The following is a 16,174-nucleotide window of genomic DNA, read 5'->3' on the forward strand; positions in this document are numbered from 1 at the left end:
TTCGACCGGAAGGACGTGATTGCCCTACCCCTTCAACACCAGCGACATGTCCGGATAGCGGGCGCAGATGAAATCCACGAAGGCGCGCACCTTCGGTGCTGCCAGGCGCCTGGAGGTATGCAATACCCGTAGCGCCGGCTCCACGCCGGAGAGGGTGCCCCACTGCACTAACCCGCCGCGTGCGAGTTGCTCCGACGCAATCGACTGCGGAATCAACGCAACGCCGCCGGCGGCGATCACGGCATCACGCACCATCAGGAACGAGGAAAACTGCATCCGCGGCACTGGCTCCAACACCAGGCGCCCGCCATCCAGCACCCAGGTGGCGGGCTGGAAGCTCGATATCACCACGCCCGGCACCGGATGCACTGCTTTGCCGGACGGCATCGCGATGGACGGTGCGGCCACCACCACCAACCGGTCCTTGGCGAAGCAGCGACCGACCAGGCTGCTGTCCGGACGTGGGTTGATGCGGATGGCGACATCGCACTGTTCTTCCACCAGATCGACCGTGCGGTCCTCGGCCACTACCTCGAGCGTGATCTCCGGATAAGCCACACAGAAGTCAGCGCCGATTACTGCGCCTGCGCAGGCACCAGGTCGAAGATCTGTTCGGTTGCCGCATCTACCGCAGCGCGCGTGTACAGCAGCGGGAAATAGCTTCCCTTGAGCCATAGCGGTGCGAGGTCGCGGTAATGCGGGCTGGCCGGGTCGCCGGATTGGCCGGGGTAATTCATGGCGCGAGAGTTATCCCACTTGCCCAGGTCGATGATCAAGCGTGCAGAGGGACCGATCGTCTGGCGAAAATCGGCAGGGTCGTAGCTGGACTGATTCGGCGTATAAGGGCTGCCGCCCTTGGCGAACGGGCCGATATCAAGCAGCGCGCGATCGACACCGGCCACCGCGCTCATCGCGTGCGAGATCTTGTTGGTGTGCAGTTTGCCCCATTGCCACTGCGAGGCATCGGGGCCTTGCAGCGAGACAAGCGCCTGGTACGCACTGCGCAACGACTGCAGCAGCAGCTGGTCGCGGCGTGCGGCCGGCGTTGCGCCGAACACGGCGCCGGGATGTTCCAGCGCATCCAACATGGCCGCGGCATCGGGCGCGCCGAAGCTGTCGGCCTCTGACGGCTGTAATCGCAACGCTTTGTATGCATTGCCCAGATAGCGACTGAACCAGACCTCTTCCAGCACTGCGGCGGGCGACGCGGCGCTGATCTCGCCATTCCATGGCCGCAGCAACGTAAGTGCGGCGCTGATATCAGGGTCCTGCGAACGCAGCGGTCGCAACAATGCGACCAGGCGTTGCGCGGGCAAGGAGACCTGATCGTTCTGCAGTTTTTCCGAATCCTCCAGCGTCACCTTGGGCAGCTGCGAGAGCACCTGGGTGATGCGGGCGTGGCGTGCCTCATTGGCCCACTCGAAGCCGAGTTTGCGCTGCGCAACCGGGTAGCCGGAGGGCAGGTTCATCTCGTTGGAGGTGGTGATGAAGCCGGCTTTGGGATTCTTTGACCAGGGCAACACCGTGCTATCCCAGAAGCCGTTCCATTCGTAGCGGCCATCGCCGGGCACTGGCAGCAATCCATCGCCGTGATCGCGGCGCGGGGTCATGCCGGCGGTGGCCCAGCCGATGGTTCCGTCGACATCTGCATATACCTGATTGACCGACGGCGCTCCCCAATGGGCGAGTGCGGTTTTGAACTGCACGAACGAGTTGCTGCGCAGATAGCGTAGCGAGCCCAGATAGGGCGCCGCACCGGGCTGGCTCCACACCGACCGCAGCGCATACGCCACATGTTTTTCGGCATCGACATAGATCACCGGCCCGTGACGGGTGAATTGCAGCTCTACTGTCACCGGCGCGGCGCCGCGCACGGCGATCTGTTCGTGCTCGCTGCGCAGCGGCTCCCATTTGCCCTGGTACCAGTAGGACGCGTTGTCGTCTGGACGCAACCGATAGACGTACAGATCTTCCTGATCGATGTTGAAGATGGTCAGGCCGAACGCGCTGGTGCGGTTATGCCCGATCGCAATGCCGGGCGCGGTGGGCTCGCCGGCGCCGATGATGTCCAGGCCAGGGCTGTTGAGATGCACGAAGTAGCGCAGGCTGGGCACGCTGTAGGCCCGATGCGGGTCGTCAGCCAACACTGCATGACCGGTGGCGGATTTGTGCGGTGCGATGACCCAGTTGTTGCTGCCTTCGGCGGAGGCTTGTTCGTCCGTGGCCGAAAGCGTTGATGCGATTGCCGCCAGCTGCGTGCCTGCGCTCAGCTTGGGGCTCTGCGTCGCCAGCTCATAGACCTTCAACACGTCTTTCGGCAGACACGGGTCCAGTCCCTCTGGCAGCGTGGTGGTCCAGGTCGGCTGCAATGTCAGGCGAACCGCATCGACTGCCAGCGAGGCCTTGCAGGCCACGTTCGCACGCGCGACTTCGCTTTTGACATTACGGCTCAGGCCAGTGGTGCGGATGCGCAGCACATCCTCCGGCGCCCAGCGTTCAGGGCGATACCCCAGCTTGCCGAATTCGTAGGGCAGTGCCTGCCGGTGACTGTCCAGCCATGCGATATACGCGTTGATGCCGGCCACGAAGCGGCCCACGTCGCGCCGGGCATCGGGCCCGTAACTGCTCCATTCCTGCGCCATGTCGCCGCGATACAGAAACAGCCGCGCGGCGCGATCCTGTTCCACATAGGTTGGCCCCAACGCTTCGGACAGGTGGCCAGGCCTTTGCGTCGCAGCAGATCCAGCTGAAACAAACGGTCGCGCGCCACATTGAAACCCTGCACGAAGAACGCGTCGTCGTCGGTCTGCGCGTAGATATGTGCCAAGCCCCACCTGTCCACGCGGATCTGCGCCGGCTGTTGGAGACCTACCACCGTCATGGTGGCCTGGTTGGGCGCTGGCGCTGCACGTGCAACGGTCGGCGCCAGCGTGGCGCAGGCGATACCCAGTGCACACAGCAAGGCAGTGAGGGTCATGCTGGCGATCGCATGTGGTGAAACGCATCAGCCTGCACCCCTCGCAATGCGGGGCGGCGCGCGGCCCGGAAGCGCTGGCGTCGCAAGCGAATCCCTGCGGGCCAGCGTTGCTGCAGCGTACCCCGGTGCGCAGACGATCGCCGGCAATCCAGAGAGGTATCTGTCCTCTGACACGGTGCAGCGCGGCATCTTCATGCCATCCCGACAACACCACCTTCACGCTTGCGGCATTCTTGCCCTGGAGATTCCCGATGATCCGTATCCTCGCCCCGCTCGCTGCCGTTGTGTTGTTGTCGGCCTGCGCTTCCACTCAGGTTGCGCAAGTGCAGCCGATCGACGGTGCCATCTCCGGCCAGTGCCATATCGACAAGGTGCGTGGTGCAGTAGGTCTGGCGGCAGCGGCGCAGACCATCGAACGTGCGCGCGTGGATAGCGACAGCCAGCAGGTCATCGTGCGTCGCGGTGAGCGCGCCACCGGCGGCACCACCGCCAGCGGTCTGGCCGATCCGGCGCAGGGTGCCAGCGAAAGCGGCGGCGATCAGCTCACCATCGAAACCGGCCCGAGCAACAGCATCACGGCGATGTATTGCGGCTGATTGTTGGGGATTGGAGATTTTGGATTGGAGATTTGGGATTCGGGATTCGGTAAAGCACCGCAGCTTTTCCGGCTCCCGGGTCTGTCATTTGCAGTGTCTGACAAACGTATCTAGCCGTCGTCTGTGGCCGTGAACGGTCGCAAGCGCGGCGTGCGCAGGACAGCCATACCGAGCACCGGCCGCGCTCATCTGGTGAATTGCGCGTGTACGGTACCTTCCTCGGTGCACTGTTCGTGCTGGGCAAGCGCAGTTGTCTAGCGCAACTCTTACGGATTTCGCTTCTTATGCTGACTTCCGCTTCGACGCCGGCTTTGCCTGTGCCTTGAGCTTGCTACGCGACGCGGTCAGGAACTTCAGCGTGGCTGCTTCCCATTGGCGCTCGCCGCGCACGCCGGTGGCCATGGCCTGCAACTGGCCCGCGCGCCAGCCTTCGAACACGCGCGGGTCGATGTAGGCCTTGCGGCAGACCGAGGGTGTGTTGCCCAAGGCGTCGGCCACTTCGCGGATGACATCGTTTTGCACCTGGGTCAGCGCGCGTTCGCTGCTGCGCTCGGGTAATGGCAGACGCGCCAGGCGCTGCAATGCGGCCAGCGTGCCGCCCCAGGTTCGGAAATCCTTGGCAGTGAAGTCTTCGCCCATGGCCTCGCGCAGATAGTCGTTGACCTCGCCCGAATCCACCGGCTGCAACTGGCCATCGTCGTCGCGGTACTGAAACAACGATTGCCCCGGCAATTGCTGGCATTCGCGGATCAGTTTGACCAGCTGCTTGTCGTCCACTTCGATGTCGTGGTCCTGGCCGCTCTTGCCGCGGAACTTGAGTCGCGCGCGGCCGCCTTTCAAAAACTCCATATGCCGGTTGCGCAGCGTGGTCAGCCCGTACGAGCGATTGCTGCGCGCATATTCGGCATTGCCCACGCGCACCAAGGTGTCGGCCAGCAATGCCACCACAATTGCCAATACTTTTTCGCGCGGAAATCCTGACAGCACCAGATCGCGACGCAACCGCCGCCGCAGTTTGGGCAGCGCAGTACCGAAGTCGATCACGCGTTCGAACTTGCCTTCGCCACGCACCTGCGCCCAGTCGGCGTGATAACGGTATTGCTTGCGCCGCCGTGCATCGCGTCCGGTGGCCTGCAGATGGCCGTTGGGCTTGGCACAGATCCACACCTCGGTATACGCCGGGGGAATGGCCAGCGAACGGATGCGCTGCAAGGTCTCGGCATCGCCAATGCGTTGCCCGTCGGCATCGCGGTAACTGAAACTCTTGCCGGCCTTGCGGCGGCTGATGCCGGGCTGCTGATCGTTGACGTACGTGAGCCCGGCCGCGCGTGCGGTGGCCTTGGCCTGCGCCACGGCCGCCGCGCTTGCCACGGCAGCGGTAGCGACGGCGGCACCAGTGGCCACCGCAGCAAGCTTGCCGGTGGTGCTTACGGTGGCTGCGGCACTGCGAAGAACACGTTTGGCTTTCATTGCGCACAGGTCGAAGGACTGGGCGTAATTGTTGAGCGCGGCGAGACTAGGTGATGTCAACGGAACGACAACGCCGTGTGCGCAAGCCATGCCCGTCGCGTGACTTTGTGCTTATGCTTGGGCATCCCTTTGCTGGAGTGATCGATGCGCGCTGTTCTGCCTATTGCCCGCCTGACTTGCACCCTGGTTGTGCTGACTGCATTGACTGCCTGCAACAAACCGCAACCCGATGAGCAGGAAGCCGTCACCGCCAAGGCCCAGCACGCGGCCGAACAGGCCTCTGCCCCCGCGCCGGATGCAGCGCCGGAAGCGCCGCCGATCGGTACCTGCGATGCCACCCAGGTGCAATCGCTGGTGGGCCAGCCGTTGACCGATGCGGTGAGCGAACAGGCGCGCAGCGATGCAGCCGCCAAGTCGGTGCGCGTGCTCAAACCCGGCCAGATGACCACCATGGAATTCAACGGCGAACGGCTCAATCTGGAAGTGGACGCCAAGAACGTGGTCACCTCGGTGCGCTGCGGCTGATACGGCGTTGGCGCCTGTCGCAAGACCGGCGCCAAGCCTGCTGGCACAAGGGATTGCAGCGGCTCTTGTTGCAGCTGTAACGGTGTATTGCGGCACCGCATCAACTGTGGTCTAGTCGATCATCCGGTGACCTCTTCGAACGCTCCACGGATCGAGCGGTGCAACGTCGTCGCCGCTCTCCTGGATCGCAAAGAGGCAGACATGGCCCCCCGCACTCGCCAAGGGCTCAACGACTACGGTCTCTACAACAGCGTGCGCGATGAACGCGACGCCTGTGGTTTTGGCATGGTCGCCCAGTTGGACGACCAACCTTCCCGCTCGCTGGTGGACACCGCGATTGCGGCGCTCTCGCGCATGACCCACCGCGGCGGTGTCGCCGCCGACGGACTCACCGGCGATGGCTGTGGCCTGCTGATTCGCAAACCCAATGCGTTCCTGCGCGGGCTCGCGCGCGACGCCGGTATCTCCCTGGGCAGGCGCTACGCGGCCGGTGTGGTGTTCCTGCCGCTGGACGAAGCCGATGCCGCCCGCTGTCGCACCGAGTTGGAAGCGCAGCTGCAGAGCGCCGGCGTGCACCTTCGCGGCTGGCGCGTGGTGCCTACCGACGACAGCGTGTGCGGCCAGCTGGCACGCGACACCTTGCCGCGTATCGAGCAAGTTTTTGTCGATGCCGGTGCCGAGCAGACCGAAGACGGCTTCACCTTGGCACTGTTTCTGGCGCGCCGCCGCGCCGAGCAGGCGCTGCACGCGGTCAACAATTTCTACGTCACCACCCTCTCGCCCAACGGCATCAGCTACAAGGGCATGGTGCTGCCGGACAAGCTGAGCACGTTCTACCCGGACTTGCAGCGCAGCGATCTGTCCTCCAGCGCGATTGTGTTTCACCAGCGCTTTTCCACCAACACGCTGCCGCGTTGGCCGCTGGCGCATCCGTTCCGGCTGCTCGCGCATAACGGTGAAATCAACACCATCGAAGGCAACCGCCGCTGGGCGCAGGCGCGCAGCAAGGTATGGCAGACCCCGCGTTTCGATATCGCCGAATTCGATCCGGTGATCTCCATGCACGGCTCCGATTCGCAGAGCCTGGACAACATGCTGGAGCTGCTGATCGCCGGCGGCATGGACCTGTTGCAGGCATTGCGCATCCTGGTGCCACCGGCGACCCAGTCGCTGGAGTTCAAGGACGCCGATCTGGCCGCGTTCTACGAGTTCTACGGCCTCAACACCGAGCCGTGGGACGGCCCGGCCGGCATCGTCGCCTGCGACAGCCACTATGCCGCCTGCATGCTCGACCGCAACGGCCTGCGCCCGGCGCGCTGGATGCTGACGTCCGACCGCCACTTCCTGGTGGCCTCCGAAGCCGGCGTGTGGGAATTGCCGGCCGAGCGCATCACCCGCAAGGGCAAGCTCGGTCCTGGCGAGATGATGGCGATCGATCTCAAGCGCGGCGACCTGCTCGATTCCGATGCCATCGACCGCATCAACCGTGCACGCGCCCCGTACAAGCAGTGGTTGCAGCAGGGCGTGACCTATCTGCAGACCGAATTGATCGACCCCTCGCTGGTGGAAGAGCCCTTTAGCGAGCAGACCCTGCGCAGCTACCACAAGCTGTTCCAGCTCAGCACCGAGGAAGTGGAGCAGATCCTGCGCCCGCTGGCCGAGACCGAGCAGGAAGCCACCGGCTCGATGGGCGACGACACTCCGATGGCGGTACTCAGCCGCCAGACCCGGCCGTTGTACGACTACTTCCGCCAGGCGTTCGCGCAGGTCACCAACCCGCCGATCGACCCGCTGCGCGAAGGCATCGCGATGTCGCTCACCACCCAGCTCGGCAAGGAGACCAACATCTTCCACGCCGGTGCGGAGACGGTGAACCACGTCATCCTCAACTCGCCGGTGCTCAGCCAACGTAAGCTGCGTCAGCTGCTGAAGATGGAGCAGTACGTCGCGCGCAACCGCCTGATCGACCTGTCCTACAGCGTCGAAGAAGGCCTCAAGGCGGGGCTGGAACGCATCTGCCAGGAAGTGGAAGCCGCCGCCCGCGAGGGCGCGGTGATGCTGCTGTTGTCCGACCGTTACCCGGTGCCGGACCGGCCGATGGCGCATGCGCTGCTGGCGACCGGTGCAGTGCACCACCACCTGTGCAAGGTGGGCCTGCGTTGCGACGTCAATCTGATCATCGAAACCGGCACCGCGCGCGATGCGCACCACATGGCCTGCCTGCTCGGCTTCGGGGCCACCGCGGTGTACCCGTATCTGGCCTACCAGACGTTGTTCGACCTGGGCCGGCGCGGCATCCTGCAGCTGAGCAAGGGCGGCGAGCAGTCGCAGATCGGCCGTCGCTACCGCAAGGGCATCTACAAGGGCCTGTCCAAGATCATTTCCAAGATGGGCATCTGCACCATCGCCAGCTACCGCGGCGCGCAGTTGTTCGAAATCGTCGGGCTGGACCCGGACGTGGTGGAGCTGTGCTTTGCCGACACGCCCGCGCGCATCGGCGGCGTTGGCTTGCAGCGGCTGGACACCGAAGCACGCGAGCTCACCGCGCGCGCCTGGAACGACCAGCTCAAGCCGGAAGTGGGCGGGCTGCTCAAGTACGTGCACGGCGGCGAGTACCACATGTACAACCCAGACGTGGTCATGACGCTGCAGCGCGCCACGCGCACCGGCGATGCTGGCGACTGGCAGAAGTACGTGGACGCGGTGCACTCACGCCCGGCCTCCACGCTGCGCGATCTGGTGCAGCTCAAGCGTGCCGCCACCCCGACCCCGCTGGATGAGGTGGCCCCGGCCATCGATGTGCTGCGGCGCTTCGACACCGCTGCGATCAGCCTGGGTGCGCTATCGCCTGAAGCGCATGAAGCGCTGGCCATTGCGATGAACCGCCTGGGCGGGCGCAGCAATTCCGGCGAAGGCGGCGAAGACCCGGCCCGCTACGGCACCGAGAAGCGCTCCAAGATCAAGCAGGTGGCCTCCGGCCGCTTCGGCGTGACCCCGGAATATCTGGTCAACGCTGAAGTGCTGCAGATCAAGGTCGCCCAGGGCGCCAAGCCTGGCGAAGGCGGCCAGTTGCCCGGCCACAAGGTCAATGAACTGATCGCCCGGCTGCGTTACGCCAAGCCCGGCATCGGCCTGATCTCGCCGCCGCCGCACCACGACATCTATTCCATCGAAGACCTGGCCCAGCTGATCTACGACCTCAAGCAGGTCAACCCGACTGCGCTGGTGTCGGTGAAGCTGGTGGCGCATGCCGGCGTCGGCACGATTGCCGCCGGTGTGGTCAAGGCCGGCGCCGATCTGATCACGGTGTCCGGCCACGACGGCGGCACCGGGGCCAGCCCGGTCAGCTCGATCCGCTATGCCGGTGTGCCGTGGGAACTGGGCGTGGCCGAGTCGCACCAGGCGCTGGTGGCCAACGACCTGCGCGACCGCACCATCCTGCAGACCGATGGCGGCCTGAAGACCGGCCTGGACGTGGTCAAGGCCGCGCTGCTCGGCGCCGACAGTTTCGGCTTCGGCACCGCGCCGATGATCGTGCTGGGCTGCAAGTACCTGCGCATCTGCCACCTCAACAACTGCGCCACCGGCGTGGCCACCCAGGACGAGCGCCTGCGCGCCGGCTACTTCACCGGCCTGCCGGAGCGGGTGGAGCACTTCTTCCGCCTGCTGGCCGAAGAAGTGCGCCAGTGGCTGTCGTACCTGGGCGTGCGCTCGCTGGACGAAATCGTCGGCCGTACCGACCTGCTCGAACAGCTGGACGTCTCGCCGCGCGCCGGGGTCAAGGTCGATCTCTCGCGCCTGCTCACCCATGCGCAGTATGACGGCAGCCACTGCGCCGCCCAGCGCCTGTACGAATCGCCGGACAGCCTGGCCACGCAGATGGACGGCCTGCTCACCGATGCGATCGCCAACAAGCGCGGTGGCGACCATCGCTTCCTGATCCACAACACCGACCGCTCGATCGGCGCACGCCTGTCCGGCGCCATCGCGCGCGCGCACGGCAATCACGGCATGAGCGATGCGCCGCTGAACCTGCGCTTCCGCGGCACCGCCGGGCAGAGCTTCGGCGCGTTCAACGCCGGTGGCCTGCAGCTGGAGCTGGAAGGCGAAGCCAACGACTACGTCGGCAAGGGCATGGCCGGCGGGCGATTGGTGGTGCGTCCGCCGCGCGGCGCGCGCTTCGAGGCACGCAACACGCCGATCGTCGGCAACACCTGCCTGTACGGCGCCACCGGCGGCGAGCTGTTCGCGGCCGGGCGCGCAGGCGAACGCTTTGCGGTGCGCAACTCCGGCGCGCTGGCGGTGGTGGAAGGCGCCGGCGACCACTGCTGCGAATACATGACCGATGGCATCGTGCTGGTGCTGGGCAAGGTGGGCCTGAACTTCGGCGCCGGCTTCACCGGCGGCCTGGCCTACGTGCTGGATATCGAACGCGACTTCGTGGACCGCTATAACCACGAGCTCATCGACATCCACCGCGTCTCGGCCGAAGGCTTCGAGAACCATCGCCAGCACCTGCACACCCTGATCAGCCGCCACCGCGAGCTCACCGGCAGCATCTGGGCGCAGCAGATCCTGGACGAGTTCCGCGACTACATCGGCAAGTTCTGGCTGGTCAAACCCAAGGCCGCCAGCATTGAGTCGCTGACGGAGTCGCTGCGGCGCGCCGCCTGAGCAACGGGAATGCGGAATCGGGAATGGTGAAAAGCCCGGTTCATCGGCTCCACTCCCGTTCTCACAGACCCGCCTTTGCGATTCCCCATTCCCCATTCCCGATTCCCGCCCTATGAGCCGCAAACAAGCCTTCCAATTCCTCGACCTGCCCCGGACCATGCCCACGCGCATTCCGGTGGAGCTGCGCACGTCCGGCGACTGGGGCGAGTTGTACGGCAAGTTCGACAAGGCCGACGCCCAGTACCAATCCGGCCGTTGCCTGGACTGCGGCAACCCGTATTGCAGCTGGAAATGCCCGGTGCACAACGCCATTCCGCAGTGGCTGCAGCTGGTGCAGGAAGACCGCATCGAAGAGGCCGCTGCGCTGTGCCATTCCACCAACCCGCTGCCGGAGGTGTGCGGGCGCGTGTGTCCGCAGGACCGTCTCTGCGAAGGCAGCTGCACGCTGGAAGAATTTGGCGCGGTCACCATTGGTGCGGTGGAGAAATACATCGTCGACACCGCCTTCAAGATGGGCTGGCGCCCGGACCTGGGCAACGTGCAGTCAACCGGCCACCGCGTGGCGGTGATCGGCGCCGGCCCAGCCGGTCTGGCATGTGCGGACCGCCTGGTGCGTGCCGGTATCGAAGCGGTGGTGTACGACCGCTATGAGCAGATCGGCGGGCTGCTGCAGTTCGGTATCCCCAGCTTCAAGCTGGACAAGTCGGTGATCGGCAAGCGCCGCGAAATCCTCGAAGGCATGGGCGTGCAGTTCCGCCTGGGCGTAGAGATCGGCAAGGACGTCAGCATCGAGCAGCTGATGGGCGAATACGATGCGGTATTCCTGGGCACCGGCGCCTACCGCTACACCGACGGCGGTCTACCGGGGCAGGACCTGAAGAACGTGCTGCCGGCGCTGCCGTTCCTGGTGCAGAACAGCCGCATCGTCAGCGGCAACGATCCACATGGCCGGCCGATCGCCGGCTGGGAAGACCAACTCGCCCTGCCCGACCTCAACGGCAAGCGCGTGGTGGTGCTGGGCGGCGGCGACACCGGCATGGACTGCGTACGCAGCGCCATTCGCCTGGGCGCAGCCAAGGTCACCTGCGCGTATCGCCGCGACGAAGCCAGCATGCCCGGCTCCGCACGCGAGGTCGCCAACGCCCGCGAAGAAGGCGTGCGCTTTTTGTTCAACCGCCAACCGCTGTCGATCGAATCCGGCGCCGACGACGAAGCCATCGGCGTGACCGTGGTGGAAACCAAGCTGGGTGAGCCCGACGCCAGCGGCCGCCGCAACGCGGTGCCGGTGGAAGGCAGCGAATCGCTGCTGGAAGCGGACGTGGTGATCATCGCCTTCGGCTTCTCGCCCACCCTGCCCGACTGGTTGTCCTCGCAAGGCGTGGAAGCCGGCAGCAACGGCCGCATCGTCGCCCCGGCCGACGGCAACGGCCGCCTGCCCTACCAGACCAGCAACCCGCGCCTGTTCGCCGGCGGCGACTGCGTGCGCGGTGCCGACCTGGTGGTAACTGCAGTGGCCGAAGGCCGCGACGCGGCGGGCAGCATCGTGCAGCTGCTGGGAGTGAAAGCGCAGGTCAAGGAGCCGGCTGCTGCGTGATTAATCATAGGGCTTGACCGATGGTTATCTGCACATGACGTTTGAAGGCCTAAGCCTTCCAACAGTTGTCTGGTCTGGAATAGTCGCGGCTGCAATTTCGCTAGCGGGAGTTCTGCTTTCAAATTGGAGTAATTCCCGACGTTTGCGCATGCAACTGCAGCATGACGCAGCCGGAAAGCTCAAGGATCGTCTCGGTACCCTACGTAAAGAAGTTTACCTGAAGCTCTACAGCGACATTAAAGCGCTACAAGGACACCTTGGTATGCTGTCGGCGAAGGATCCCACGTCGCCGGAGTTCGGAATACCCGTCCAAGTTGTCATTGCGCAGCTTGCGAGGGTGCAACTGGTCGGCGGTTCCGAAGTGATGAAGCATGCTGGCGAGCTGAGTGCATCATTCACGGAGTCACTGTTTTTCCTCATGGCGGCTGCAAAGCCCATGTACGAGCTTAAATCCGAAATAGCAATTGCGGATCAGCTCTACAACCAAAATATGCAAGAAGTCCAGCGTATTAATATAGAGATGAGGGCACAGAACGAGTCTGGTCATCCTGACTCCGCTCGTATGGCAGCACTTCAACGATCCTTCGAACATTTCCGTGGTCAGTGCATATGCGCAGGCAAGAGCGTGACCAAGCGTGGGAGAAGTACAACGCCTTAAATCTACAGTTCGTGGGTGTAGTCAAAGACCAGGTCGAACAATTGGAACCGGCACAAGCTAGGTTAATGGCTGCGTTAAAGAACGAGATCGGTGTCCCTACAGACGTCAAGTTTCTTCTAAGTCAAATTGAGGCACGGCAACTGCGGGTTGAGACCGCAGTCGAAGGCATTCTGCAGATATTTTCCGATCCCAAAGCTCGATAGCCTATACAGCTTATAGCATTTTGTAGGAGGCGTTGCCTTGGGTAGCGCTTAGCATTCCCAAACATCAAATTTGCCATCAATATAATGGTGACGTGTAGCGCCTCGATGACCGTTTTAATGCCAACGTAGATGCGCCACCGCTTGCGCCAAATAACGACGCACGCGGCGGCATCGCAACGCTATGCAATAACGAATCAGGCCGCCTTATCCAACGTCGCCATATCGATCACGAAGCGATATTTCACGTCGCTCTTGAGCATGCGCTCGTAGGCCTCGTTGATCTGGTCGGCGCGGATCGTTTCGATGTCCGAGACGATGCTGTGCTTGGCGCAGAAGTCCAGCATTTCCTGGGTCTGGCGGATGCCGCCGATCAGCGAGCCGGCCAGGGTGCGACGCTTCATCACCAGGTTGAACACGGCCGGCGACGGGTGCGACTGCTCGGGCACGCCGACCAGCACCATGGCGCCGTCACGCTTGAGCGCGTTGAGGAACGGGTCCAGGTTGTGCGGCGCGGCCACCGTGTTGAGGATGAAATCCAGGGTGTTGTACTGCGCCGCCATCTGCGCTTCGTCTTTGGAAATCACCACTTCGCTGGCGCCCAGGCGCAGTGCATCAGCACGCTTGCTTTCGGAAGTGGTGAACAGCACCACGGTCGCGCCCATCGCCTTGGCGATCTTCACCGCCATGTGGCCCAGGCCGCCGAGGCCGACTACGCCCACCTTCTGGCCCGGACCCACCTTCCAGTGCGCCAGCGGCGAATAGGTGGTGATGCCAGCGCACAGCAGCGGTGCGACCGCGGCCAGGTTGTCGCTGTGGGTGATGCGCAGCACGTATTTCTGGTCGACCACGATATGGTCGGAGTAGCCGCCGTAGGTGTTCTCGCCGCCACCGAACATCGGCCCGTTATAGGTGCCGGTGAAGCCTTGTTCGCAATACTGCTCTTCGCCTTCCTGGCAGGAGGCGCAGCTGCGGCAGCTGTCGACCATGCAACCAACACCGGCCAGGTCGCCGACCTTGAAGCCGGTAACCGCATTACCCACCGCACTCACGCGGCCAACGATCTCGTGGCCGGGCACCGAGGGGTACACCGTGTTGTGCCATTCGTTGCGTGCGGTATGCAGGTCCGAGTGACACACGCCGCAGTAGGCGATGTCGATGTGCACGTCGTTGGGGCCGGGCGCGCGGCGTTCGAACACGAACGGGGCAAGTGGTTGATCGGCGGCCTGGGCAGCGTAGGCGTGGGCTGTGCTCATGGGGAAACCTCCGGAGTGTTGCGTCGTCGGCAAGGTGCGCCAACAACAGAAAAGAACGGATCGATAGCTTAAGACGCAGCACTGTCGCACTCTTGCGACAGTGCGTCTTACCCTGGTCTATTGCGGGCGCTACCGCAGCGGCATGATGCACTTTTCGCGTGTTTGCATGCGGTCAAATCCGCGCGATGCGCGTGAATGGCACGCTAACGTGCGAGCTCCCAGGCTCACGCAGCCGCTGATCGCCCTGCACCATCTGCACTGGCCGTGCCCTCCCCCCGCGGCCGCCCACGTCGATGCCGAAGGAGGCTCCCATGTTCCGCATTCCCCCGCACTTCTCCCGCTTGCGCACCGCCGCGTTCGCGTTGACCTTGCTCGCTGCCACTCCATTGGCCCAGGCCAAGGAGCCGCCCGACCCGAAGAAGGAAACCGCCGGCCTGAAGTATGTCGGCGTCAATCTGTCCGGCGCTGAGTTCAACTCGCGCAAGAAGCCCGGCACGTTGTTCAAGGACTACACCTACCCTGCCGCCTCGGATTTCAGCTATTTCGCCGGCAAAGGCATGAATACGATCCGCCTGCCTTTCCTGTGGGAACGCGTACAGCCCGAGCTCAATGGTCCGCTGGACCAGGCCCAATTGGGCTTGATCAAGAAGTCTCTGGACGCGGCCAAGGCCAACAAGCAATCCCTGATCCTGGATCTGCACAACTATGCGACGTACGACGGCAAGCGCGTCGGCACCAGCGATGTGCCGGCCAGCGCGTTGGCCGATCTGTGGCGCAGGCTGGCGCTGGAGTTCAAGGACGACAAGGCGGTGATCTTCGGGCTGATGAACGAGCCCAATGGCATTTCCGCACCGGATTGGGCCAATGCCGCGCAGGGAGCGATCAATGCGATCCGCAAGACCGGCGCGAACAATCTGATCCTGGTACCAGGCACCGCGTACACCGGCGCACACAGCTGGCGCAGCACCAGCTACGGCATCTCCAACGCGAAGGCGCTGGAGATCCTCAAGGACCCGGGCAACAACCTGGCTTTCGAAGCGCACCAATACCTGGATAAGGACTACAGCGGCACCAAGCCGGTGTGCACCAGCGATTCGGTAGGCCAAGAAAAGCTGGAGGGCTTCACGTCGTGGTTGCGCGAGAACAAGCAGAAGGGCTTCCTGGGCGAATTCGCCACGGCCAACAATCCCGTCTGCGACAAGGCGCTGGAAGGCATGCTGACCTACATGGAAAAGAACAGCGACGTATGGCTGGGCTGGAGTTGGTGGGCGGCAGGTTCCTGGTGGAAGCCGGACTACCCCTTCACCGTACAGCCCGGCAAGGACGGTAGCGACAAACCGCAGATGGCGATCCTGAGCAAGTACGCACGCCGCGCCGGCAAGTAAGCAGCGGCATAGTCAGAGGGTGGTCGCAACCAGTGTTGCGGCCACATTTTTTTTGTCCATTGCCGTGCACCGCATTGGAGGGCAGTCTGCTTCGGAGAGGGCCAGACCGCCGCTAGCTCGCCGTGGGCAGCGCAGAAGGCACAAGCGATCCGCGCCAGCTCAAACGCTCCGTGTTGCCGCTGTGCGCTCTTAATCGCGTGCAACAGCCCTGCATCGAGCGCCTGCCATGTCTTCCATGGGCATGTGCAGCTGCAGTGCAAGCGGCCGTCTCGGCGACGCGCTGGTGCTACGCTCGCGCGCCACGATGCGTGGACGACGCGCAAGCGATCTCATCCTTTAATCGCGCCACCGCGATTGCGCACGACACCTGCGCATTGCCTGCCGCCGTGGTTGGCACCGGCAGACGACAGCGTTGCAATCAGGCAACCCATCGCGATGGACAGACAAACGCTGCAGTGCAGAGGCACTGCACACAATGCAGCTGCATTCGCCTGCGATGTGCACTACGCCATCGCGCAGTCATGGACCGTGCCACTCGTTTGAAGCGTGCGCAAAAGGTGCGGTGCGTTCGGGCCACGCGTGCGCGCTCTAACACAAGAACTGCGTGTCACTGCACAGCTTGGCCGATTGATCCCTCTTAACCGTGGTTTGTGCGGGCGTATACGCCTAGTCTTGTGATGGACGCGTTGCTGTCGTACATCGAACGAGCTCAGGAAACTCTGAACAACTCCCCTTGATCCTGCGACAATCACACAGACGCAACGGACAACGACGATGCAACTGACCTTCGGCGATGCGGAGTACAACGGCAAGCGCAAGCGGACGCGGCGTGAGGTGTT

General features: G+C 63.9%; 8 protein-coding genes and 2 pseudogenes. 6 read left to right on the top strand and 4 right to left on the bottom strand.

Translation table 11 applies throughout. The features are described from left to right. Nucleotides 1-24: 24 nt before the first annotated feature. Nucleotides 25-576: pseudogene (locus NX05_RS05445) on the bottom strand (substrate binding domain-containing protein); the annotation flags it as partial. Next, a pseudogene (locus tag NX05_RS05450) lies at nucleotides 576-2,977 on the bottom strand (penicillin acylase family protein). The pseudogenes NX05_RS05450 and NX05_RS05445, both read right to left, overlap by 1 nt. Nucleotides 2,978-3,228: 251 nt before the next feature. On the opposite strand from NX05_RS05450, the gene NX05_RS05455 reads away from it, so the two are divergent. Further along, nucleotides 3,229-3,573 (top strand): hypothetical protein, encoded by a 345-nt coding sequence (locus NX05_RS05455; protein WP_010375356.1) that lies wholly within the window; start codon nucleotides 3,229-3,231, stop codon nucleotides 3,571-3,573. Nucleotides 3,574-3,855: 282 nt separating this feature from the next. Here the strand turns inward: NX05_RS05455 and NX05_RS05460 are convergent, their stop codons facing one another. Next, a complete protein-coding gene (locus tag NX05_RS05460; RefSeq protein ID WP_026112752.1) occupies nucleotides 3,856-5,133 on the bottom strand; it encodes a DNA topoisomerase IB in 1,278 nt (425 codons plus the stop codon). Nucleotides 5,134-5,187: 54 nt separating this feature from the next. Between NX05_RS05460 and NX05_RS05465 the strand changes: the two genes are divergently transcribed. From NX05_RS05465 to NX05_RS24745, 4 genes are all read left to right on the top strand, one after another. After that, entirely contained in the window at nucleotides 5,188-5,568 is a 381-nt protein-coding gene (locus NX05_RS05465; RefSeq protein WP_010364702.1) for an I78 family peptidase inhibitor, read from the top strand. 201 nt (nucleotides 5,569-5,769) lie between these two features. Beyond that, nucleotides 5,770-10,242, top strand: coding sequence for a glutamate synthase large subunit (gene gltB, locus NX05_RS05470; protein ID WP_039436984.1), 4,473 nt, complete (start codon nucleotides 5,770-5,772; stop codon nucleotides 10,240-10,242). Between the two features lie 112 nt (nucleotides 10,243-10,354). Continuing rightward, nucleotides 10,355-11,836, top strand: a complete 1,482-nt coding sequence (locus NX05_RS05475) for an FAD-dependent oxidoreductase (protein WP_010375350.1) — start codon at nucleotides 10,355-10,357, stop codon at nucleotides 11,834-11,836. Between the two features lie 148 nt (nucleotides 11,837-11,984). Further along, on the top strand, nucleotides 11,985-12,494 hold the full coding sequence (locus NX05_RS24745) for a hypothetical protein (RefSeq protein WP_230597562.1): 510 nt from the start codon (nucleotides 11,985-11,987) through the stop codon (nucleotides 12,492-12,494). A 397-nt stretch (nucleotides 12,495-12,891) separates the two neighbouring features. Here NX05_RS24745 and NX05_RS05490 read toward each other — a convergent pair whose 3' ends face one another. Continuing rightward, nucleotides 12,892-13,950 carry an NAD(P)-dependent alcohol dehydrogenase gene (locus NX05_RS05490; protein WP_039436981.1) on the bottom strand — a complete coding sequence of 353 codons (1,059 nt, stop codon included), beginning with the start codon at nucleotides 13,948-13,950 and terminating at the stop codon, nucleotides 12,892-12,894. A gap of 311 nt (nucleotides 13,951-14,261) precedes the next feature. Here NX05_RS05490 and NX05_RS05495 point away from each other — a divergent pair, with 311 nt between their 5' ends. Beyond that, nucleotides 14,262-15,335, top strand: a complete 1,074-nt coding sequence (locus tag NX05_RS05495; RefSeq protein ID WP_039436980.1) for a glycoside hydrolase family 5 protein — start codon at nucleotides 14,262-14,264, stop codon at nucleotides 15,333-15,335. Nucleotides 15,336-16,174 lie beyond the last annotated feature (839 nt).

It is taken from the genome of Xanthomonas vasicola (assembly GCF_000772705.2).
Classification (GTDB): domain Bacteria; phylum Pseudomonadota; class Gammaproteobacteria; order Xanthomonadales; family Xanthomonadaceae; genus Xanthomonas; species Xanthomonas vasicola.